The 22,146-nt window shown below is 66.2% G+C and carries 22 protein-coding genes; 8 read left to right on the forward strand and 14 right to left on the reverse strand.

The window, feature by feature from the left end; translation table 11 throughout:
- Positions 1-680: 680 nt before the first annotated feature.
- Both ACIQC9_RS09135 and ACIQC9_RS09140 read right to left on the reverse strand, forming a co-directional pair.
- A complete protein-coding gene (locus tag ACIQC9_RS09135; RefSeq protein ID WP_400614696.1) occupies positions 681-1,109 on the reverse strand; it encodes a CBS domain-containing protein in 429 nt (142 codons plus the stop codon).
- Between the two features lie 48 nt (positions 1,110-1,157).
- Positions 1,158-1,820 (reverse strand): rhomboid family intramembrane serine protease, encoded by a 663-nt coding sequence (locus tag ACIQC9_RS09140; RefSeq protein WP_400614698.1) that lies wholly within the window; start codon positions 1,818-1,820, stop codon positions 1,158-1,160.
- Positions 1,821-1,986: 166 nt separating this feature from the next.
- Here ACIQC9_RS09140 and hfaA point away from each other — a divergent pair, with 166 nt between their 5' ends.
- From hfaA to ACIQC9_RS09160, 4 genes are all read left to right on the forward strand, one after another.
- On the forward strand, positions 1,987-2,427 hold the full coding sequence (gene hfaA / locus ACIQC9_RS09145) for a holdfast anchoring protein HfaA (protein ID WP_400614701.1): 441 nt from the start codon (positions 1,987-1,989) through the stop codon (positions 2,425-2,427).
- A complete protein-coding gene (gene hfaB / locus ACIQC9_RS09150; RefSeq protein ID WP_400614703.1) occupies positions 2,424-3,440 on the forward strand; it encodes a holdfast anchoring protein HfaB in 1,017 nt (338 codons plus the stop codon). The genes hfaA and hfaB overlap by 4 nt, the downstream gene beginning before the upstream one ends.
- Positions 3,400-4,623 (forward strand): holdfast anchor protein HfaD, encoded by a 1,224-nt coding sequence (hfaD, locus tag ACIQC9_RS09155; protein ID WP_400614706.1) that lies wholly within the window; start codon positions 3,400-3,402, stop codon positions 4,621-4,623. The genes hfaB and hfaD overlap by 41 nt, the downstream gene beginning before the upstream one ends.
- A 126-nt stretch (positions 4,624-4,749) precedes the next feature.
- Positions 4,750-7,614: a M16 family metallopeptidase gene (locus ACIQC9_RS09160; RefSeq protein ID WP_400614708.1), complete on the forward strand. Its 2,865-nt coding sequence runs from the start codon at positions 4,750-4,752 to the stop codon at positions 7,612-7,614.
- Positions 7,615-7,743: 129 nt separating this feature from the next.
- Here ACIQC9_RS09160 and ACIQC9_RS09165 read toward each other — a convergent pair whose 3' ends face one another.
- Positions 7,744-8,679 (reverse strand): hypothetical protein, encoded by a 936-nt coding sequence (locus ACIQC9_RS09165; protein ID WP_400614711.1) that lies wholly within the window; start codon positions 8,677-8,679, stop codon positions 7,744-7,746.
- A 138-nt stretch (positions 8,680-8,817) separates the two neighbouring features.
- On the opposite strand from ACIQC9_RS09165, the gene ACIQC9_RS09170 reads away from it, so the two are divergent.
- Entirely contained in the window at positions 8,818-9,357 is a 540-nt protein-coding gene (locus tag ACIQC9_RS09170; RefSeq protein ID WP_400614713.1) for a PAS domain-containing protein, read from the forward strand.
- 6 nt (positions 9,358-9,363) lie between these two features.
- Here the strand turns inward: ACIQC9_RS09170 and ACIQC9_RS09175 are convergent, their stop codons facing one another.
- On the reverse strand, positions 9,364-9,885 hold the full coding sequence (locus ACIQC9_RS09175; RefSeq protein WP_400614715.1) for a gamma carbonic anhydrase family protein: 522 nt from the start codon (positions 9,883-9,885) through the stop codon (positions 9,364-9,366).
- Between the two features lie 285 nt (positions 9,886-10,170).
- Between ACIQC9_RS09175 and ACIQC9_RS09180 the strand changes: the two genes are divergently transcribed.
- Positions 10,171-10,989, forward strand: coding sequence for a PhoH family protein (locus ACIQC9_RS09180; protein ID WP_400615450.1), 819 nt, complete (start codon positions 10,171-10,173; stop codon positions 10,987-10,989).
- Positions 10,990-11,011: 22 nt separating this feature from the next.
- Here ACIQC9_RS09180 and ACIQC9_RS09185 read toward each other — a convergent pair whose 3' ends face one another.
- Complete coding sequence (locus ACIQC9_RS09185) at positions 11,012-12,268, reverse strand: cation:proton antiporter (protein WP_400614717.1); 1,257 nt, start codon at positions 12,266-12,268, stop codon at positions 11,012-11,014.
- Between the two features lie 166 nt (positions 12,269-12,434).
- Here ACIQC9_RS09185 and lspA point away from each other — a divergent pair, with 166 nt between their 5' ends.
- Positions 12,435-12,941: a signal peptidase II gene (lspA, locus tag ACIQC9_RS09190; RefSeq protein ID WP_400614719.1), complete on the forward strand. Its 507-nt coding sequence runs from the start codon at positions 12,435-12,437 to the stop codon at positions 12,939-12,941.
- 58 nt (positions 12,942-12,999) lie between these two features.
- Positions 13,000-13,566 (forward strand): DUF3035 domain-containing protein, encoded by a 567-nt coding sequence (locus ACIQC9_RS09195; RefSeq protein WP_400614721.1) that lies wholly within the window; start codon positions 13,000-13,002, stop codon positions 13,564-13,566.
- A gap of 54 nt (positions 13,567-13,620) precedes the next feature.
- On the opposite strand, the gene ACIQC9_RS09200 is transcribed toward ACIQC9_RS09195, so the two are convergent.
- The 9 genes from ACIQC9_RS09200 to ACIQC9_RS09240 all read right to left on the reverse strand — a co-directional run bounded on the left by ACIQC9_RS09200 (position 13,621) and on the right by ACIQC9_RS09240 (position 21,964).
- Positions 13,621-14,526: a DMT family transporter gene (locus tag ACIQC9_RS09200; protein WP_400614724.1), complete on the reverse strand. Its 906-nt coding sequence runs from the start codon at positions 14,524-14,526 to the stop codon at positions 13,621-13,623.
- A 61-nt stretch (positions 14,527-14,587) separates the two neighbouring features.
- Positions 14,588-15,061: a single-stranded DNA-binding protein gene (gene ssb / locus ACIQC9_RS09205; RefSeq protein WP_400614726.1), complete on the reverse strand. Its 474-nt coding sequence runs from the start codon at positions 15,059-15,061 to the stop codon at positions 14,588-14,590.
- 98 nt (positions 15,062-15,159) lie between these two features.
- Positions 15,160-15,594, reverse strand: a complete 435-nt coding sequence (locus tag ACIQC9_RS09210) for a hypothetical protein (protein WP_400614728.1) — start codon at positions 15,592-15,594, stop codon at positions 15,160-15,162.
- Positions 15,594-16,265 (reverse strand): hypothetical protein, encoded by a 672-nt coding sequence (locus ACIQC9_RS09215; RefSeq protein ID WP_400614730.1) that lies wholly within the window; start codon positions 16,263-16,265, stop codon positions 15,594-15,596. The genes ACIQC9_RS09210 and ACIQC9_RS09215 overlap by 1 nt, the downstream gene beginning before the upstream one ends.
- A 76-nt stretch (positions 16,266-16,341) precedes the next feature.
- Positions 16,342-19,059 (reverse strand): transcriptional regulator, encoded by a 2,718-nt coding sequence (locus ACIQC9_RS09220; protein ID WP_400614732.1) that lies wholly within the window; start codon positions 19,057-19,059, stop codon positions 16,342-16,344.
- 67 nt (positions 19,060-19,126) lie between these two features.
- The gene (locus ACIQC9_RS09225; RefSeq protein ID WP_400614734.1) at positions 19,127-19,954 is read right to left on the reverse strand and encodes a flagellin; all 828 of its coding nucleotides are present in this window, start codon (positions 19,952-19,954) and stop codon (positions 19,127-19,129) included.
- A gap of 132 nt (positions 19,955-20,086) precedes the next feature.
- Positions 20,087-20,371: a hypothetical protein gene (locus ACIQC9_RS09230; protein ID WP_400614736.1), complete on the reverse strand. Its 285-nt coding sequence runs from the start codon at positions 20,369-20,371 to the stop codon at positions 20,087-20,089.
- An 84-nt stretch (positions 20,372-20,455) separates the two neighbouring features.
- Positions 20,456-21,160, reverse strand: coding sequence for a flagellin (locus tag ACIQC9_RS09235; RefSeq protein ID WP_400614739.1), 705 nt, complete (start codon positions 21,158-21,160; stop codon positions 20,456-20,458).
- Between the two features lie 108 nt (positions 21,161-21,268).
- Positions 21,269-21,964, reverse strand: coding sequence for a flagellin (locus ACIQC9_RS09240; RefSeq protein ID WP_400614742.1), 696 nt, complete (start codon positions 21,962-21,964; stop codon positions 21,269-21,271).
- Positions 21,965-22,146: the final 182 nt, after the last annotated feature.

A 22,146-nucleotide genomic window follows, 5' to 3' on the forward strand; every position in this document is an offset into this window, starting at 1 on the left:
AAAGACCGCAGTTGTCAGTGTCGAGACAATCTCTAGGATTGTCGCTAGGACACCGCCGCCTGCGTTTCTCTTTCCAGATCAACGATTTCAAAGACCCGGACCGGAGAGTTTCCGATCCACCGTTTAACGCCCGGCTGCGGCGGAGGCGGCGATTTAGTCGCCTCCCTTTCCCGTGTCAAGCGATCCTTCCGAAGAAAAATCCCTTTTCAGCGGCCCGGCCCGGAGGTCGGGGAGGCGGGTGTCTACCGCCTCATTTTCCTGCGTCAAGCGGTTCTTTTTAAAGAAGAACCTCTCTCTTCAGAACCGCCCCGGAGGGCGGCGGAGGCGGCTCTCTAAGGAAGGCCGTTCTCCGTGTCAACCGAACCTTTCGGACTTTTTTCGAGGCCGTAGAACCGGGGTTCTTCAGGCCGCAAAAACCGCCTCAGGGAGACTTGTGGTCTCCCCGTGGGGCGATCCGACGATTCGATCGAAGGCGCGGAACCTAACCGAAGACCCTTACGAAAGCAACAACACTTGGCGTCTTTTTCGTTGGGACCCTTGGAGACCTTCGTCCCCGGCGGCCCCGGCGTCCGGCCCGTTTCCGAGCGAGGCGGCGATATACGCAGCGGCCATTTGAGGCGCAACCCGATTCCGAAGGTTTTGCGAACTTTCTCACGGAACCGGAGTCTGCGAACCGCGCTCTAGCCCGTCGTTATATAGGTGCGCAGGGACTCGGCCTCATGCCGGGCCGCCGCGATCTGATGTTTGACCACGTCGCCGATCGAGACCACGCCCGCCAGCCGGCCGTCCGTCAGCACCGGAAGATGGCGAATCCGTCTGTCGGTCATCCGCTCCATAAGTATGGCGACGGTCTCGGCCGGAGCGGCGAACAGCACTTCCCGGGTCATGAAGTCCGCGATCGGCCGTGAAAGCGCGTCCGCCCCCTCCGCCGCCACCGCCCGCACGACATCCCGTTCCGACAGAACGCCCACGACCTTGTCTCCGTCACAGACGATCAGCGCGCCGACGCGCCTCCGGTCCAGTTCGGCACAGGCGTCTGACAGGCGCAGATCCGGCCTGATCGCGTAGACGGCGTCTCCCTTGCCCTTGAGAATCTCGGCGACAAGCATCGCGGCTCCTCCCTCTTCTTATAGAGAGCGGCCGCGGATGGACCGCTTTCAGATCGAAGGGTCGCGCAGATCGGTCGTCGAATCAAACGCGGTCGGACGGACGCCGAATATCTTCAGCCAGGGACCGATCAGCAGGGCGCCGGCGACGAACCCGGCCGCATGCGCTTCCCAAGCGACCTGCAGTCCCGAGGCGCCCGGCAGCAGCCCTGTCAGCCCTGTGGCGGCGTTGACCACCATCAACACGGCGGCGGGCACGAGAAAGCGGCGGTCTGTCAGACGGCGCAGCCTGCCCTCCTTTACGCGCAGAAGCCTCAGCGCGGCGCCGATCAGACCGAAGACCGCGCCCGACGCCCCGACGAGCCAGCCTTCCTGATTAAGATGCAGGACCGCATAGCCGAGCGCGGCCAGCACGCCGCACGCCATATAGAAGAGCAGAAAGCCCGCGGCGCCCTTGGCCCCCTTCATCGCCCGCGCCACCGGCGGAGCGAAGGCGAGCGCGCCCGTCATATTAAAGAGCGCATGCGCCCATCCCGCGTGCAGGAACATGGACGTCACCACGCCCGGCCACCATCCACCCAGAATCAGACCCGACGGCTGGAAGGCCAGCAGCTGGATGACGATCGGATCGATCGCCGCGACCCGGGTCTGCACCCAATACAGAATCGGAATCGACGCCGTCAGCGCGATCGCGACGAAAGGGGCGTTGAACACCGGCTGTGATGGGGAATCAGACAGAAAGTCGCTCTCGGTCAAAGGGCTGCGGACGGAAATGATTACAGCGCCGCAGTCTGGCAAGCGGTTCTTAATAACCATGATCCATTGTGGGACGAAGGGTGCTTTCGCGCCCGTTGACTCTAGTTATGCGTGGAGCGCCGCCATGAACGCCAGGACGACGGGTCTTTCAGCCCTCATCGCTGTCGCCGCCCTCACGCTGCCGGCCGTGGCGCAGGCCCAGTCCGCCGGTTCGACCGGCATGGGCAATCTGCAGGCCGGCTACGGCGGTTCGCGCTACAGCACCTCGCAGGCCCAGTCGGGCTCGACCCGCGACGCCAACGGCAACCGGCTGATCGTCAACGGCATCATCCAGGCCGGCGCCAACTCCTATTCGCAGCAGTCCGGCGGCGTCTCCTCGTCCTACTCGGGCGCGGGCGGCAACGGCTCGAACGGCCTGACCGTCGGCGGGTCGACAGCCATCGGCAACAATCTGAACGTCGTCGTTCAGGGCAACCACAACACCGTCATCGTCAACTCCCGTCAGACAAACACCGGCGACATCAACGCCGGGACGTCGCTGAACGGCACGCTGAGGCTTCCATGAGCGCTGGCAAAATTTCGCGTCGCATCCGCCCGGCGGGCGTCGCGTGCGCGGTCGCGGCCCTGCTGGGCGGCTGTATTTCGGCGACAGCCAATCAGGCGGGTCAGTACGCCAGCCCGATCGGCAACGCACCGGTGACGGCCAACCCGACCCCCTACTCCGCCGCTCTCTATTGCATGGCCGAGTACGCACGCCGTTACGACCTTCCCTCGCCGCGGATCGCCGTGGGCCGGATCAGCGACTACACCGGCACCGTCTCGGCTGACGGCGGCCGCCAGATCACCGGCGGCGCCTCGCTGATGATGAACACCGCGCTGGCCAAGTCGGGCGCCCACATCGTGGAGCGCTATGACACCTCGGTGTCGGAGCTGGAGCTGCGCTACGCCAACAACCGCCTGATCGGCGATGAAGGCCCCGGCGGCCCGGAAGACGTCCAGTACCGCCGCATCCTCGCTGGTCAGGTGCCCGGCTCGGACTTCTACGTCGTCGGCGGCATCACCGAGGTGAACTACAACATCCGCTCGGGCGGTTTCGACATGGCCGCGGGTCAGGCGTCGACCGACACGCCCCTGTCGACCGCCTTCGCCGGCAAGTCCTATGTGATGAACATCGCCATCGACCTGCGTCTGGTCCAGACGACCACGATGGAGGTCGTCGACGTCGTCTCCTATCAGAAGCAGATCATCGGCCGTGAGATCTCGGCCGGCGTGTTCGACTTCCTGAACGGCAACGTCTTCGACATCTCGGCCGGTGAAGGCGGGCTGGAGCCGGTCCAGCTTGCCGTCCGCGCGCTGATCGAACGCGCCACGGTCGAGTTCATGGCCAACCTCTATGGCGCTCCCGGTCCGGAGGTCTGCCTGAACGCCGGCCCCGATCCGCTGGGCGGCACCGTCGGCCCGACGGGCGGCTATTACCCCGCTTACCCCAATACGGACACGAACAATGGTGCAACCCGTGCGGATCCGTCTCGCTGGCATGACCGTCGCGACGGGGCTGTGCGCGCTAGCCGCTACTGAGGCTGCCGCACAGACCCCGCCTTCGGGCGGCCAGATCGTCCTGAACGAACAGCTGCAGCTGGGCGACGTCTTCTCGCACCAGACGATCAATGTCGTCGATGCCGAGGAACAGGTCACCGTCGCCACCACCGCCCAGGGCAACTATGCCACCGTGGCCGCGCAGGACGTGCCGGCGCAGGTGACCTCCAATCAGGACACGCGTGGCGACGCCTTGGCCACCACGGACGTCGATCTGGACGGAGACACGCAGGCCGTCGTCAGCGTCGCCGTGCAGGCGCGCGGCAACTATGCCCAGGGCGCGGCCTACAATTCAGAGATGTCGGTCGACGCGACCCAGACCAACTCCGGCGGCCTTGTCGGCTCGCGCGCCTATGTGGGCGGCGAGGATGCGCGCCTGCTGGACGGCGGTTCGATCAACGCCGCGTCTGTGTCCAATACAGTCGACCTCTACGCCGAAGGCTCGTTCGTTCGCGGCACGATCGACCAGACGTCCTACAGCACTGTCCAGAGCTATTCCCGCCTTGAGAGCCAGTACGTCCCCGGCGACGCCGAGGTGACCGGCACGGCGATCGTCAACTCGATCGCTTCGAGCGGCGAACAGACCAGCGGCCAGAACCTGAGCTTCAGCCAGGAGTCGACCGGCGCCTATGTGCAGGGCGAATCCAGCGCCAACTCCGGAAACGCCTGGAACCTCGCGTCCCGCGCCCGCGCCACCGCCAACCATGCCGTGATCGCCAACGAAGGCGGTTCGGTCGTGGTGGAAGGCGTCCAGAACAACACCGCCTTCGTCCGCGCCGCCGCCGAATCCACCAGCTATGACTTCGGCCGGATGGAATCCTACGCCCGGGGCGCCGCCAACGACGTGTCGGTCGGCAACAACGACATCTTCGTCGAGATCGACAACACCCAGATCAACTCGGGCGGGGTCGAGGTCAGCTCAACCTTCTCGGGCACGAACGGCTATGACGTCTACGTGGGCGCAGACGCCGTGGGGAACAGCGTCGTCGGCTACGCCTGCGCCGAATGCCACGCGACGATGAACGCCACGAACGTCCAGACCAACACCGGCAACGTTCAGGCGACCTCGCAGGTCGTGGTGGCGGGCAGCAATCGCGCTGTCATCACCGGCGCCAATGCCACGGGCAACTCGGCGACCTTCTACGTCAGCCGACCCGGAAATTAATCTTCTGTAACTTGAGGCCGGCCCATCCGTCACCGAAGGGTTGCACGGGGTCGTCGAATATCGCCGCTCTCCCGTCATTTGACCGGCGCGGCCTGAGCCTTGCGCCTTTCGGAAAGATAACCGCGCATGCTCGCTGCCCGCCGCCTGCTTCTTCTCGCAGCCTCCGCCGTCGCCCTCGCGGCCGCCTCGCCGGCTCTGGCGCAGGCCCCCGCCACGCCCACCGACGCCTGGGCTCAGGCGACCAGCGATATCCCCGCTGATTCCAACGTCCGCTTCGGCGTCCTGCCGAACGGCATGCAGTACGCCATCATGCGCAACGCCACCCCTCCGGGACAGGCGTCCTTCCGCCTGCGCATCGACGCCGGCTCGCTAATGGAGAACGAGGACCAGCTGGGTCTGGCTCACTTCATGGAGCACATGGCGTTCAACGGGACGACCAACATCCCCGAGAATGAGCTACTGCGCCTGCTGGAGCGTCACGGTCTGGCCTTCGGCGCTGACACCAACGCCTCTACCGGCTTCGACCAGACCATCTATATGCTGGAGCTGCCGCGCGCCGACGAAGCCATCGTCAACGACGCCCTGCGCGTGATGCGGGAACAGGTCTCCGAAGCTCTGATGGCCGCCGACGCCGTCGACGCCGAACGGGGCGTGATCGAGGGCGAGGAGCGCCTGCGCAACACGCCCGGTCTGCGCTCTATCAAGGCGCAGCTGGCCTTGCTGGCTCCCGGCCAGCGCATCTCGCAGCGGATGCCGATCGGCGACCTGAACATCATCCGCAACGCCCCGCGCGACCGGTTCGTCGAGTTCTATAACGCCTATTACCGCCCCTCGCGCGCAACCTTCGTGGCCGTCGGCGACTTCGACGTCGACGTGATGGAGGCCAAGGTCCGCGGCGCTTTCGAAAGCTGGCAGCCCAAGGCGGCGGACGGCCCGGAGCCTGATCTGGGGACGGTCGCGCCGCGGCAGCCCGAGACCAAGATCCTCGTCGAGCCGGGCATCCAGTCGAACATCCAGCTGAACTGGATCCGCAATCCCGACAACGACCCGGACAATGTCGCCGAGCGTCGCAAGAACCTGATCCAGAGCCTCGGCACCGCCGTGCTGAACCGCCGTCTCGGTGAACTGGCCCGTTCGGACAACCCGCCCTTCATCGGCGCAAGCGGCGGCGCGTCCGATCTGGTCGACAGCCTGCACATCGCCTCGGTCAGTGCGTCGTTCAATCCGGGCGAATGGAAGCGTGCGCTCGAGACGATCGAGCAGGAGCAGCGCCGCATCGTTCAGTACGGCGTCTCGGACGCCGAACTGGAGCGTGAGATCACAGACGCCCGCACGGCGTTGCAGAACGGCGTCGCCGCCGCCGCCACACGTCGCACGCCCGCCCTGGCCAACGGACTGGTTCAGGCCGCGAACAGCGATACGGTGTTCAATTCGCCCCAGACCAGCCTCGACCTGTTCAACGCCTCGGTGGAGGGGCTGACCGCCGCCCAGGTCAATGAATCACTGAAAACCGTCTTCCGTGGCGAAGGCCCTCTGGTCCTGTTCATCACGCCGGTCGAGGTCGAGGGCGGCGAGGCCGCAGTGACCGCCGCGCTGGAAGCGTCTCGTGAAGTTCCGGTTGCGGCTCCCGCTGTGCAGGCCGAGCTTCAGTGGCCCTATTCGGAGTTCGGCGCCGCCGGAACCGTCACGGATCGCCGCGAGATCGCCGAAGTGGGCGCGACTGTCGTCACCTTCGCCAACGGTGTCCGCCTGACCGTCAAGCCGACCGATTTCCGCGACGAGCAGATCCTTGTCAGCGTTCGCACGGGCATCGGCGAGCGCGGCCTGCCCAGCGATCGGACCACCCCGCTCGCCCTCGGCGGCGGCGTGTTCTCGCAAGGCGGCCTCGGCAAGCTGAGCGTCGACGAGATGAGCCGCGTCCTGAACGGCCGCATCTATTCCGCGGGTCTGTCGGTCGGAGGCGAGACCTACGCCCTGAACGGCGCGACCCGGCCCGAAGACCTCCAGCTCGAGATGCAGGTTCTGGCCGCCTATCTGACCGACCCGGGCGTCCGGCCCGCGCCGTTCAACCAGATCAAGGGCCTGTTCCCGCAGATCGTGGCCCAGGCGATGGCCACGCCGGGCGGCGCCTTCGGTCTGCAGGCCACCGGCCTGCTGGCCAGTGGCGACAAGCGCGAATCGCCCCCGACGGCCGAGGATGTCGCCGGCTGGACCAACGACCAGCTGAAGGCCCAGATCATTGACGGCCTCGCTTCAGGTCCGATCGACGTTGTCATGGTCGGCGATGTGACGGTCGACGACGCCATCGCCTCCGTCGCCTCGACCTTCGGCGCCCTTGCGCCTCGTGGCCCCGACGCCCAGCCCCTGCCCGGCTCCGATCAGCTGCGCTTCCCGGCCGGTGTGGCGGAGCCGATCCAGCTGACCCACACGGGACCCGCCGATCAGGCCATGGGCTACATCGCATGGCCGACCACCGATCAGGTCGAGGATCGCACCGAGGCCCGTAGGGTTTCGATGCTGGCCGAGGTCATGAAGCTTCGGGTGCTCGACGAAGTCCGCGAGAAGCTGGCCATCGCCTATTCGCCAGGCACGGGCGCCAGCGCCTCCAGCGACTATCGTGGCTACGGTTCGCTGTCGGTGTCAGCCCAGACCGCACCCGACAAGCTGCCGGCCTTCTATGCCGCCGTTGAGTCGATCGCCGCGTCACTGCGCGACGCGCCTCCGACCGAAGACGAGCTGAACCGCGCCCGCTTGCCGGTCATCGAGGCGACCCGCCGCAGTCAGGCGACCAACGAGTACTGGCTGGGCCAACTGGCTGACGTGGCCGAAAAGCCCGCTGACATCGAACAGACGCTGACGGTGATCTCGGACATGGAGGCCGTGACGCCGGCGGACATTCAGGCTCTGGCGCAGAAGTATCTGCGTCCCGAGACCGCCTGGCGCGCCAGCGTGACCTCGTCGCAGGCCGCCGCCGCTCCGGCCGCGCAGTAAGCGAGAAAAAGGCCCCGGTCCTTGCGGATCGGGGCCAGTCGCTTCTCAGGATCGTCGACGGAGAGTCGACGTTCGTAAATCTAGGCCCGCCGGGGTGACCCCGGACGGACGGACGTGTTCATATCCGCGTCAGAAAACCCGGCCGCCCACGCCGCCGTCCATAACGAACGACGCGCCGCTGACGACTACGCCCGTCTCCTCGGCGTATTCCTCGCGGTACTCGGTGTACATTTCCTCGCGGACCCAGGTCAGGATCTTGATACCGGCCCCGTAGCGACGCAGCAGGGATCGTTCGTTACAGTCACGCTCGGCCTTCTGGACGCGGCATTCCAGACCGGGCGCGAAGCCCTCGCCCGGCCCGCCTTCGCGACCTTCCATGCGACGACGGCCGTACCAGAGAGCCTCGCCCTTGCGGCAGGTGACCGTCTCGCCGTGGTCGAAGTTCTCTTCGCCCACGTACTCGGCCCAGGTGAATTGCAGGGACGTGCCGGCCAGGCAGCGATACAGCTCGCCCTCGTAGTCCAGACCGACATCGCGGTCCGGACGAACCTGCGAGGCCGGGTGCGGCACGTTGCGGTCGTCGATGCAGAGCGCGCGGATGACGACGCGCTTCTCGGTCCGCCGCCAGGCGTCGTAGGCGACCCGGTTGGCCCGGGCCACGCCGCCCTCGACCTTCAGGCCGTTGATGGTGGTCGGATAGGGCTGCTCGACCGTAACATAGGCCGATCCACCGCCCCCGCCGCCGTACAGCCACGAGCTGCCGCCTGCACGGGCATTACCCGCGCCATAGGCGCCGGCATTCGCGTTCGCGCCCGAAATCGCTCCGGCTGCGCCGTACACGTTGTTGACGTTGACGTTGAGATTGAAGTTTCCGCCCGCACCACCGCCCGGCGGGAAGGGTGGCGGGTTCGGCTGCTGGCAGCAGACCGGAGGCGGCGGCGGAGGCGGCGGAGGGGGCGGCGGTTCACATCCGCCGCCGCACTGGGCCGCGGCGTCGGTGGCGATGGCGGTCAGGGCCAGCGCTCCGGCTGCCGCCGGCAACCATGTCTTGATCCGCACCCCCATGGGCCGACCTCCAGCAAATCTGATTGCGACCGCGCCGAACGCGGGTCGCTCCAGATTGCATCTGAACAGCAAACCCTTGCATTTCCGTTGCCTTCTCATGGAACAGGGCTTGCGGCGCGTCCGGCAACGGACCCGCCCATGTTTCATCCTGATACGCAGTTCCTGATCGACCACTGGATTTCGCTGTCGCAGCGCGCCGGCGTTCGCGCGGGCGTGCCGGATCGATCCACCCTGCGTCCCGACGAACTGGGCCTGCGTCTTCCCCGGACCTTCATCGCGCAACAGGACGAGAGCGGCGCGGTCCTGAAATTGGTCGGTGGCTGGATCGAGGCCTTCCACGATCGCGAACTGAAGGGTCAGGTGTTCGAGAGCCTGTGGTCACCCCACACCGCAGGGCTCGCCTCCAACGCCCTGTCCCAGGCGATCCGTGAAGGGCGTCCCGTTGTGCTGGCCGCCTCGGCCGGTGAGGCGCGCACCGCGATCGAAATCATCCTGACCCCGCTGAGAGGGCCTGACGGGACAGTGGATCGCGTTCTGGGCCTCTATGCGCCGTCGGCCACGCTCAGCTTCGCGCGGGACGAATCGCGTTTGCTGACCGCCCGTCTCGCTCTCGGCGTCGGCCGCCCGGGCCGCCCGCCGCTCAGCCTTGCCGCGGTCCATGGTCAGCGCGTGGCCTGACGACCGTCAGCTCATCTCCGACGCGTACCGCTTCCAGTTCTGCACATAGTGAGCCGCCGAGGCCTTCAGCGCCTCGATCTGTCCGGGCTCAAGCTCACGCACCACCCTGCCCGGCTGGCCCATGACCAGCGAATTGTCGGGAATGACCTTGCCCTCGGTGATCAGGGAGTTGGCGCCGATCAGGCAGTTCTTTCCAATCTTCACCCGGCCCAGCACCACCGAACCGATGCCGATCAGGCTGTTGTCGCCGATCTCGCAGCTGTGGAGCATGACCATGTGGCCCACGGTGACGCCGTCGCCGATGGTCAGCGGCTCTCCGGGGTCGGAGTGAAGCACGCTGCCGTCCTGGATGTTCGTGTCGCGGCCTATGGTGATGGGATCATTGTCGCCGCGAATGACAGCGCCGAACCAGACGCTGGCGCCCGGTTTGAGAATCACGTCTCCTATCACCACAGCGTTCGGCGCCACCCAGTATTCGCCCTCTGGCGGACACTGCGGTTTCTTGTCAGCCAACGCATAAATCGTCATCAAAACATCACCTTATCTTGAGTGGTTTCTTGGCTTTAAGCCTTTGGAAACCACGTTAGCATCATCTTGTTCAAACGATTCGAGGCCGCCATTTCGGCCCCGGATCGGAAGCCGGATCAACCCCGGTCCGGTCAATCAGGGGGCGTGCGTGGCGCGTTCGGTTCGGCGGGCATATCCGCTGGAAGTTGATCCTTCCTCCGACCCGGGCGGATGCGCGGCATCCTCTTTCCTCCTCCCCACGATCGTTCGAGGCGATGCTTTTGCGGCATCGCCTTTTTTCATGCCCTGGAGGCGTCCATGACCAAACGTTCAGCTCTGAAGCGTCAGACCCGCGAGATGTCGCGTGAATTCGGCGTGCTCAACTCGACCCAGTTCATAGAGGACGCAAAGGTTCGCCGTTTGCCGCCCCACGCCGGTCAGGCCACGAACCAGAGCCAGCGGGGCTGGTCGCCCTATCCTTCGAACGACGACCGCGACCAGGCCTATCTGAAGACGCTGAAGCCCAAGTCGGACGGCCAGGCCGAGCTGATGACGATGATCGATCATCACAATCTGGTTCTGGCGCTGGGGCCGGCGGGCACGGGCAAGACCTATCTGGCCGTCGCCAAGGCGGTCGAGGCGCTGGAAGCCGGCAAGGTCGGCCGCATCGTCCTGTCCCGCCCCGCGGTCGAGGCGGGCGAGTCGATCGGCTTCCTGCCCGGCGATATGGAGGACAAGCTGGCCCCCTATCTGCGGCCCCTCTACGACGCCCTGTCGGATCGGCTGAGCATGAAGCGGGTCAAGGCGCTGATGGCCGAGGGTCTCATCGAGATCGCCCCCATTGGCTACATGCGCGGCCGCACGCTGAACAACGCCTTCATCGTCGTGGATGAGGCCCAGAACTGCACCTACGTTCAGCTGAAGATGCTGCTGACCCGGCTGGGCTGGCATTCGACCATGGTGGTCACGGGCGACCCGCAGCAGTCGGATCTGCTGCCGGGCATCTCGGGCCTGTCGGACATCGCCGAACGTCTGGTCTCGGTGCCCGACATCGCCGTGGTCAAGCTGGCCGAGCAGGACATCGTCCGCCACCCGCTGGTGGCGAGCATGATCGGGGTGCTCTGAGCTTAAAAGCCGGAGAGTGAGATCAGGCCGTCGCCGGATTGCCGGCGGCGGCCTCTTCCTTTGCCAGCGCGCGGCCTTCGATCGAGCCGCTGGCCGGGGGTTTCGGCCGGGCGCCCATCCGATCGATCAGGGCGAAGACGAACGGGTTCAGCGAAATCGACAACAGGGCCGCAGCGAGGATCAGGTCATGGGTCTCGCGCGTCATGCCACCCAGCTGGACGCTCAACGCCGCCAGAATGAACGAGAACTCGCCGATCTGCGCCAGCGCCGCAGCGACGGTCAGGCTGGTCGCCTTGTCGAGCTTGAAGGCGGTGGTGATAGCCAGCGCCGCGATCGACTTGCCGATGATGACAATGGCCAGCACGCCGACGACGGCCAGCGGCTCGCGGATCAGGATCGACGGGTCGAACAGCATGCCGACCGATACGAAGAACAGCACGGCGAAAGCGTCGCGCAGCGGCAGCGACCGCTCCGCCGCATTGTGACCCAGCGGCGAGCTGTTCAGCACCAGACCGGCGAGGAAGGCGCCCAGCGCGAACGAGTGGAACAGCCAGTAGGCGATCCAGGCGATGCCCAGTGCGATAGCCAGCACGCCAAGGGTGAACAGCTCGCGCGACCGCGTGTGAGCGATACGGACCAGCACCCACGGCAGCACCTTGGCCCCGATCACCAGCATCACGCCAACGAAGCCGGCCACCTTGAACAGGGTCCAGCCGATCGAGGTCGCCAGTTCAGCAGGGTTCACGGACTGGCCCGGCTTGATCACCAGAAGCGGCAACAGGACCAGCGCGATGACGATCACCAGATCCTCGACGATCAGCCAGCCCATGGCGATGCGTCCGGCCGGCCCTTTCACCTGTTTGCGTTCCTCAAGGGCCCGCAACAGCACCACTGTCGAGGCGACGGAAAGGGCGAAGCCGGTGAGAACCGCTTCAAGGTCGCCCATTCCCATCAGCCGTCCCAGCGCCCAACCCAGTCCGGTCGCTGCCGCGATCTGTACCAGCGCCCCCGGGATGGCGATTTTTCGGACCTTCATCAAATCGGCGAGCGAAAAGTGCAGCCCGACCCCGAACATCAGCAGGATGACGCCAATCTCCGCCAACTGGGGCGCGAGGGTGGTGTCCGCGACGAAGCCGCCCGTGTAGGGCCCGACCGCGACGCCCGCGACCAGATATCCGACCAGGGGCGACAACTTCAGCCGGTTCGCCAACATGCCGAACACGAACGCCAGCACGAAGCCGCCGACGAGGGTGAGAATCAGGCTGTCGGCATGCGGCATCGGCGCTCCTTGAAAGCGGGCGGTGAATCCTTCGGTTGGAAGCTTCACACTTGGGGTCTGAAACGCATTTGAGCAACCGCGGATGCGACATGCGCGACCGATTGCCTCTTCGCGCGCGAGGCCGGGGCTGTTAACCCGAGCGTCCGTTTCGTTGTAGCGACTCCACATGACAATTCCGCGCATCGCCTGGGCGGCCTACGCCTTCGCTCTCCTCATCATCGTACTGGACCAGCTGACCAAGGCCTGGGTTCTGACCGGGCTTGATCTGCGCGAGGTCGGGCGGGTGTTCGTCGCCGACCCGATCTTCAACCTCAGCTGGGTCGAGAACCGCGGCGTCAGCTTCGGCCTGTTCGGCGACGGCTCGGCCCGTTGGATGCTCAGCGTGTTCTCCGTTCTGGTCTCCGGCTTCCTGTTCTGGTGGGCGACGAAGGCGGATCGGCGCCTGTTGATCACCGCCATCGGCCTGATCATGGGCGGGGCGATCGGCAACGTCATCGACCGGATCCGCTTCGGCTATGTCGTCGACTTTCTGGATTTCTCGGGTACCGGCGTATTCCCGTGGGTGTTCAACGTCGCCGACAGCGCCATCACTGTGGGTATCGTCCTGCTGGTCCTGGACAGCCTGCTGTCTGAACGGGCCGCCAAGGTTGGCCTCGCCGCCGAAAAGTCGTAATCACCCGCTTCCTCTAGGGCATATGCGCGCCGGCGTGGCGCGCTCACCGGAAATGATCATGCGTCTTCGCACTACCGCCGTTCTGACTGTCGTCGTCGCCTCGACCCTCGCGCTGGGCGCCTGCAGCAGCATCCGTCAGGGCATCGGGCTGACCAAGGTGACGCCGGACGAGTTCCTGACCGTCTCCACCGCACCGCTGACTGTGCCGCCCGAGTACGGCCTGACCCCGCCTGCCCCCGGCCAGCCGCGGCCGCAGGAACTGGCGCCTGAATCCGCCGCTCGTCAGATACTGCTGGGTCAGCGCCAGTCGGTGACCCGTTCGGCCGGCGAACAGATTCTGGTCGCCCAGGCCGGCGGTGACCGTGCCGATCCGCTGGCTCGCTACGTCGTCGACGACGAGTTCGGCGATCTGGCTCACAAGGAAAAAAGCTGGGCCGATCGCATCATGTTCTGGCGCCGCGACGACGCCGCGACCCAGGCTCCGACCGTCACCCAATCAGCCAGCGGCGACGTAACCATCGACGCCGCCAGCGAGCAGGCCCGGGTTCAGGCCCTGACCGGCGGTCGCGCCGGCATCACCATCGCGCCGCGCCGCGACACCGGCTTCAAACTGCCGGGCCTCTAGGACGCGCTGACAATCAGATGACGAAGGCCCGGGTTCGCCCGGGCCTTTTTCGTTTCAGCTCTTGGCCGCGCCCGCGCGCAGGCCTCGCTCGGCAAGGGCGACGATGGCGACCCCGCCCATGGTTAAAGCGGCGCCGCTCAGGATCTGCGGCGTCAGCACATCGCCCATGAAAGCCCAGCCGATCAGGATCGACACGACGGGCGTGGCCAGCAGATAGGGCGTCACCCGACCCGCCTCGCGCTTCTGAACCAGCCAGAAAACGAGGGTGGTCGCCAGCACCGACGACACCAGCCCCGCCCAGATCACACAGGCCCAGACCCATCCGTCGGACAGGGCGATCGCTTCCATCTGACCGTGCTCGAACAGGGCCGAGCCGAACGCCAGAGTCGGAAACGCCACCAGCGCCAGCAGGCCCTGCATCTTGAGCGGCGGGATAGAAGTCGTACGACGGGCGACGACGGTCGTAATCGCCCAGGCCGAGGCGGCGGCGACGCCGACGAGTATGGCCTTCCAGTCCTCGATCGCATGGGGATCCAGCGTCATCCACGCGACGCCGAGGAAGGCCACGCCCATTCCGGCCATCGCCGCCTTGCCCAGCCGCTCGCCCAGCAACAGGAAGGCGAACAGGGTCGTGAACGGCACCCATAGCTGGGTCGCAACCGACACCGGACTGACGTCCTGCGCCAGCCAGAAGGCGAAATAGACGAGGCCGTAATGCAAGGGTCCGCCGACCCCGACGATGATCAGCAGGCTTTTCCAGTTCGGGAACGGGGGCCGGACGAACGGGATCAGACAGGCGGCGGCGAGACCGAACCGCAGCGTCGCCATAAGCAGCGGCGGCAGGGTTTCGGTCGCCAGCTTGGCGGCGGCGTTGTTGACGCCCCAGATTACGACCACCGCCACAATGGCGGCGATCTCGATCCATGAGAGCGGGGTATTCGGCTTGTCGGGCGTGATCACGCCCCGGCTATCGCACGTACGCGCGACCGTCGCCCGTCAAAGCCCGTAACCGGGTGTTTCGTCAGAACGGAATGTCGTCGTTCAGGTCGTAGCTTTCCTTCGGCCCCGACGGCTTGTTGGCGCCGCCGGTGGAGAAGCCCGAGGAATAGTCGTCGTCGCCGCCGCTGCGCGAGGCGCCGCCGCCGTCACGACCGCCCAGCATGGTCAGCTCGCCGCGGAACTTCTGCAGCACGATCTCGGTGGTGTATTTCTCGACACCGCCCTGCTCGTATTTGCGGGTCTGCAGCGAGCCCTCGATGTAAACCGTGGATCCCTTTTTCAGATAGTTCTCGGCCACCTTGACGATGTTCTCGTTGAAGATGACCACGCGATGCCACTCGGTCTTCTCCTTGCGCTCGCCGCTCGACTTGTCGCGCCAGGTTTCCGACGTCGCCAGCGACAGGTTCGCCACCCGCTCGCCCGAGTTCAGGGTGCGGATCTCCGGGTCCTTGCCCAGGTTGCCGACCAGAATGACCTTGTTGACGCTGCCCGCCATCGCTCAAATCCTTTTTCGTAGGCCGTCGCTGGATGGTCGGCCGTTTGTTTGGTCCCGGAACCCTAGTCGATCCCGGACACGTGTTCCAGTTTTGTTCTTCACTGCCCCGGAGCGGGAGGCGGCGCCGCGACGCCGACGGGCCGCCCCGTCTCATCGCGCGAGATCGCTCCCGGTACGGCGAGTCGGCCGTCGCCGGTACGGGCCAGAGCCATGAAACGCGTACCGGTCAGCGTCTTGCCCAGCTTCACCCCCTCCTGATCGAGGAAGATGTACTGGCCCTGATAGGCGCCGATCACATCACGCCGGGTTCCGCCCAGACGCAGGAAGCGCAGCCGCATCTCTTCCAGCCGCGCGGCGCATTGTTCGATCTGGGGCTGGCCTTCCGCGAGCTTGTTGAAGGTCGGCGTCTTGCCGTCCTCGCTCATCTCGACGACGAAGCAGACGCCGGGTTCATAGGGGGCCTCGATGGCGCCGCTACAGGCGGACAGCGCGGCGGCCACAGCGGCCAGAAGCAGGGCGGGTCGCAGGGTCATCAGCGGAGCTCCGGGAACTGACAGCCGCGATCCTGTTCGGTGAGGACGCGGAAACGGGTGTTGTCGCTCGACTGCTCGACACGACGGGGCACGAGCCGAAGGGTGGTCTCGCCCCAGCGACCATATTGGGCTTCGCCCGGGCGCACGCAAACGCCGGAATACAGCGCCTGGACACAGCCCTGCAGGCTGATGCCGTTCGACACCGTTCGCCATTCCGACCCGGCGTATCGTAGACAGGTCGCGCCCGACTCCGGGGCAGGTCCGCCGTCGTCGTAAGTCTGATCCGCATTGTCCTCGCCATCGATCGGCGAGTAGCCCGCGACCGGTTCCTCCAGCGCGGGCGGACCGGGCGGCGGGCGGAAGGCGACGGCGGCGCCGCTCTGATCCACGCCCACATCCAGCGCGCCGGTGGCGACGCCATTGCGGCGGGCGCAATCCGACAGGGTCGCCTTGCCCACCGACTGGCCGTCCACATAGCAGTCCAGCTCGGTGGAGCCGCCCGGGCCCGGCGCATCAGCGAGGTCGATCGTCAGTTGACCGCCCTCCCCGTCAGATGCCGCCGGCGCCGGGCGGTCACGGCCTCCGCCGCCGAAGACGAGGAAGACGATCAGCGCCGCGAGGACGGCGAGGCCGGCTCCGATGGCGATGATGATGCGGTTGTCCTTGGGCATTCGGCGCTCGGGTGACTGAGCGCCCAGTAAGGCGGGCGGGGGGGACCCCGTCAACGCCCTTCACGGCGTATCGGCGTTATCCGCCGAGCCGGAGCAGCGCCGCCTGATAGTTGGCGATCTGGGACATGATGTATTCCGGCGCCTGACCGGTCACCGCCGGCCTGGCGGCTTGCGGGTCCAGCGCGGCGTAGGCCTTGCGCAGCGCCCCGATGGCGCCGGCGATCCGCTCGTTCGCCGCCTTGCGGTCCGCCTCGGTGGCGATGCTCATCACGCGTGGCAGATTGAGGCCGAAGGTCTTCACGTCCTCGTTCTTGCCGATGCTGATCAACCCCGGCGACAGACCCAGACCGGCCAGCGCGTCGCGGCCGACCTCGCCCGAGTTAAGGATCGCGCCGTCCCGACCGCTGCGGGTCGTGATCGAAAGGTACTGGAAGCCGCCAGTCGTGGTCGAGACGCCCGCATCCTTGCCCGTGACGCTGTCGCCCCGGTTCATGATCGTGACCTTCAGCTGGTTCTTCGAGGCCTGTTCGATCTTGCGGGCCAAGGTCTGCAGCGTGTCATTGGCGGCGATGGTCACCATCATCGGACGGCCCCCGTCCATCGGACTGATCGAGAACCGGTCGCCGACCCGCAGCGAGGTCGCGGCGGTCAGCAGCTTGGAATCCTTCTTGTCGATCTCGCCGGCGGGCAGGCCCAGTCGGTCCAGCACGGTGGCGCCGCCTGACGCGACGGTCAGGGTCGTCGGCATCGCCTTCTGGCCGTCGCCCTGCCAGGTCTTGCTGTACTCGACCGCGCCCGTCATCGGGTCGATGCGGGTCAGGTAGCCGTTGGACGGAACCTTGTCGTCGGCGTTGGCTGGACGATCCTTGACGCCGGTCAGCCAGACCTTGCCGTCATGGATCTTGGCGTCCGCCACCGTGTCGTCGCCCGCGGAGCCGTAATAGGTCAGCCGGTCGTCGCCTGATGCGGCGAGATCGGGGTTCAGCACCGCGACAAAGGCGTCCAGACCGCCGGAATGGGCGGCGTTCACCGTGTCGATGTTCATCCCGGCGTTGCGGCTCGAACCCGTGACGATGACCCGGCCGTTCGAGACGGCGACGTCCGAGATCTGGCCCGACAGCGTGCCCAGATCCCGCGTTTCCGCGAGGGTCGGAACGCCCTGGGCGTCGAGGGTGAAACGACGAACCACGGCGCGACCGTTTTCGACGCCGGCCGAATAGAGGTTGTCGCCGTCGACGGTCACGGCGCTGACGCCATCTTCGCCGGCTGTGCCGAACTGAAGCGCGCCGCCGACCGCACGCGGGACGATGGGGGCCAGATCGTGGGCGCGAGTTTCGCTGAAGGCCTGCAGATAGCCGTCCCAGCCGCCCACGCCCGCGGCGCCCGGCATGCCCGACTTGGCGCGACCGGCCACATAGACCATGCCGTCGGGACCAAAGCTGACCGAGGTGGCCTCGTCCGCCGCCCGCGCACCGCGGCGGTGGGTCCAGAGCTCCTGCCCCTCGGCGTCGAACATGGTCACGAAGCTGTCCGCCACATCGGCGACCGTGCCCGACTGGCCGGGTTCGAGAGCCCCGGTTACCGAGCCCGCGATGGCGACGCGCCCGCTGTCATCGACAGCAATGGCGTAGCCGCTGGCGGTCGAGGCCGCGCCCAGCGAACGCGTCGTCAACAGCCGGCCCGCTGAATCGAACTTCATCAGGGCGACGTCCTGCTGCCCCTTGATCGGCTGATTGTCGGGTCCGGCGTCCAGATCGGCGACCAGCCAGATCGAGCCGTCCGGCCCGGTGGCGCTGGCGCGGACAGCCTTCACACCGTCGGGCAAACTGCTCTGGGAAGCGCGACCGTCGACCCACCAGGTCTCGCCCACCCGCGCGCCCTCCGGCGCCGCGGCGGACCCGCCGTCGCTCTGGAACTTGAGCAGCTGATACCCCGCGCCTGCGCCCTGGGCGACGTAGACGGCGTCGGAAGTTTCGTCGGCCGAGAACGACACCGTCTCTGTCGACGCACTGCGAACCGTCAGGGCCCAGCGATCGCCGGTGGACGGAAGCGTGACTGTCTTGCCGTTGTTAGTGACCGTTCGCGGCGGCGTGGCCACCTTTTCGCGGCCCATCCGGCTGTCGATACCGGCGGCCTCGAGCTTGCCGTTCATATAGGCGACGACATTGTCCATCGTGCGGGGCGTCGAGCCCATCTCGGACAGGTCCATCGCGACGGTCTTCACCACGCCCGTGATGTCGTTTTTCGTCGAGACGTTGAACTTAGTATCGCCGGCAAAGGCGGCGACCGGAGCAAGCAAGTCACCTTGGTGGATCGGCGCGGTCACCGCGCGGGTGGTGTCGCGGGCGACGCCGGCTGTCGTCTTGCTGGTGGTGGCCGTCGTGCCCTGCACCAGACGGACATCCTCCATATCGAGGCCGGTCATATAGTCGCCGATCTCGGCCAGACCTCGGTTGAAGGCGGTGACCAGTTTGGCCTGTTCGGCGGCAGTGACGTTCTTGACCCCGGCCCGATCCGTCAGCGCGCCCAGCGACTGGAACGACTGGAACAGGGCGAACATCTTGCGATAGTCGGCCGAGGCGTTGGACAAGTCCAGCTTCGCGGCGCTCTCGTTGATCAGCTTCCGACCGGCCAGCGCGGCGCGCACTAGTGCATCCGGCTTGGGCGCGTCCTTGATGGCGGCCGCGCTCCACGGAGCGGTCGGCTGGCGCTTGGCAGGCACGGGCGTGAAGCCGCCCGATCCTGTCGAGACGGTCCCTCCGAACAGACCGACGAGATAGCTGTTGTCGATCACCGCAAGCCTCCTGTCCGGGAGTATCGCGGCTCAGCCGTAACAGACTGTTAAGTCGAACGTCGAAACGTCAGTTTCTGAACAGCGACAGGATGACCTGCGGCGACTGGTTCGCGATCGAGAGCGCCTGCACGCCAAGCTGCTGCTGAACCTGCAAGGCCTGCAGACGCGCGCTTTCCTTGGCCAGATCAGCGTCGACAAGGTTGCCGATGCCGGCTTCCACAGAGTCCATCAGCTTGGACACATAGACGTTGTGCCGCTCGATCTGCTTGGCCTCGGCGCCGAGAGTGGCGAGACGGCTGTTGGCGGTATCCAGCGCAGCCTTCACAGCGGTCAGCGCCGTGCCCGCGTTGGCCGTCGACGTGAGGTCGAGGGTGTTCGGCAACGCGAGCCCCGTCCGCGAGAGGTCCTGGCGGTTGAGCGTGATCGTCTCACTGGCGTCAGCGCTGGCGATGAAGGTCAGCGCAGTGGCCGACGCGCCGTTCAGGATGTTCTCGCCGTCAAAGATGGCGTTGTCAGCGAACGACTGCAGCGAGGTCAGCAGGGACTGGAATTCATCATTATAGGCGTCGCGGCTGGCCTGCGACGCTCCAGGATCGGCTGCGGCGACCGCCTTCTCGCGAATTTCGACAAGGATGTCAGAGATTTGCGCCCCGGCCGCCAGCGAAACGTCGGCGATCGACGTCGCGCGGTTCATGCTGTTCTTGACCGAGTCGAGGGCCGAGAAGTCCGCCCGCTGGTTCTGGGCGATGGCCCAGACGGCGGCGTTGTCCTTGGCGCCCTGCACCTTCAGGCCGGTCGAGACCCGGTTCTGGGTCAGGTCCAGACGCGAAGTGGTGCTGTTCAGGTTCTGCAGCGCGATCGCTGCACCGGTATTCGTATGGACGCTGTTCGTCATCCGACTCGACCCTTTGAGGTTTGGTCGAACCTAGTGCGTCAACGGTAGCCAGAGTGTTAACAGCGGCTAACCATGTGCGTTTACCGCGCGGATCGCTCCTGCGCGGCGTAAGGATCGTAACTGGAACGGTCGTCAGACCGCGGTGTCGATGACCGACCCCGCGCCGTAGTCAGCCGAGGCGTGCATCGCCATAACCCGCTCGCGCGGGAACTGGCGGACGACCTCGCCGGTCAGGCGATCCATGGTCTTGTATACAAACGCCCCGGAAGGGCCCTCTTCGATCACCAGTCGGTAGCGGCCGGCCTCATGCCCGGTTTCGCTCTGCTGGTTGTTCTTCGATCCGTTCGGCGCCGGAGCGGCCGAGACAGAGGAAACGACGCTGGTACTAACCGGGGTTACACTCACATTGTTTTGCATGTCTCCATTCGCCGACGCTCTGTCGACGACTCCTGGTTAAATCAGAACGGTCGGGCGGAGCCGGAGCCCCGCCCTTCCATCCGGTTAGCGGAACAGACCCAGCAGGGTGCTGCTCGCACTGTTGGCGATCGACAGCGCCTGCACGCCGAGCTGCTGCTTGGTCTGCAGGGCGGTCAGTCGGGCCGACTCCTTGGCCAGATCCGCGTCCACCAGGTTGCCTGCACCGGCTTCAAGAGCGTCCTGAAGCTTGGAGGTGAAGGCCAGCTGGCGTTCGTAGGACTTGGCGCTGGTGCCGACGCCTTGAAGGATGCCGGCCCAGCCGTCGATGACGGCCTGGACGTTGGCCGCCGTGGCGCTGCCAGCCGCCGCAAGGGCGGTGGCGGGAGCGGTCATGGCGGTCGAGCCGTCAAACACGCCAGCCGCGATGGCGGACGTGATTTCGGTCGACAGGGCGGTGTAGTCCGACTGGTAGGCGGTCGTGGTGCCACCGGCCTCGATGGCGGCCGCAAGCGACTTCATCTCGGTCAGGGCGGCCATGATGGTTTCACCGGCCGCCAGCTTGACGTCCGCGATCGACTGGTCGCGTTGCAGGGTGTTGATCTTGGCGTCCAGCGCCTTGGAGTTCGCACGTTGCGTCGTGGCGATAGCCCAGACGGCGCCGTTGTCCTTGGCGGACGAGATCTTCAAACCGGTGGTGACGCGGTTCTGGACCTTGTCGAGCTCGCGACCGGTGGCGGCGAAGCTCTGGGCGGCGACCATCGCGCCGTAGTTCGTATTGATGCTGGCCATTCTGGCCTCCTTTGGTTCTCAATGGCCGGTCGTCATTTTGACGCCGGTGAGCATTTTGCTCGGGGGTCGACCCGGCGGCGGGGTGTGGTCCGCCGCCGGGAAGTTCGGTTAGCGGAACAGACCCAGCAGGGTGCTGCTCGCGCTGTTGGCGATCGACAGCGCCTGCACGCCCAGCTGTTGCTTGGTCTGCAGGGCGGTCAGTCGGGCCGACTCCTTGGCCAGATCCGCATCCACCAGGTTGCCGGCGCCGGCTTCCAGCGCGTCTTGCAGCTTGGTGTTGAAGGTCAGTTGGCGCTCATATGACTTGGCGTTGGTGCCCAGCGCCTGCAGGGTCGAGGCCCAGGCGTCGATCGAGGTCTGGACCGCAGCGGCGGTCTGGGTCGTCGGGGCGGCCGGGGCGCCCGGCAGAGCGGCGGTGCCGTCGAACGAAGCCGCGGTGACAGCGGCGCCGATTTCGGCGGCGAGGGCGAGGAAGTCGTTCTGATAGGCGGTGACCGAGCCGCCCGCTTCGATCGCGGCGGCCAGCGACTTCATTTCGGTCAGGGCGGCCATCACGGTCTCACCGGCGGCCAGGCCGACATCGGCGATCGACTGTTGGCGCTGCAGGGTGTTGATCTTGGCGTCCAGCGCCTTGGAGTTGGCGCGCTGCGTCGTGGCGATGGCCCAGACGGCGCCGTTATCCTTGGCTGAGGAAATCTTCAGACCCGTCGTAACGCGGTTCTGGACCCGATCGAGCTCACGGCCGGTCGCGGCGAAGCTCTGGGCGGCGACCATCGCGCCATAGTTGGTGTTGATGCTGGCCATTTTGGCCTCCTTGCTGTCTTCGACATGTCCGACGCCATTTTGGCTGCCGGGAGCGTTTTGCTCGGATCGACCTACGCAAGGGATGGGCCACGAAGTTACGCGACAGGTCGCAGGGGCGACCACATTGGAATCATTGAGGAATGCATCTTTGGCGCGGCGACGGCTGCGCTGCAGCTTCGGCC

This window comes from Brevundimonas sp. NPDC092305, from assembly GCF_044755415.1.
GTDB lineage: Bacteria > Pseudomonadota > Alphaproteobacteria > Caulobacterales > Caulobacteraceae > Brevundimonas.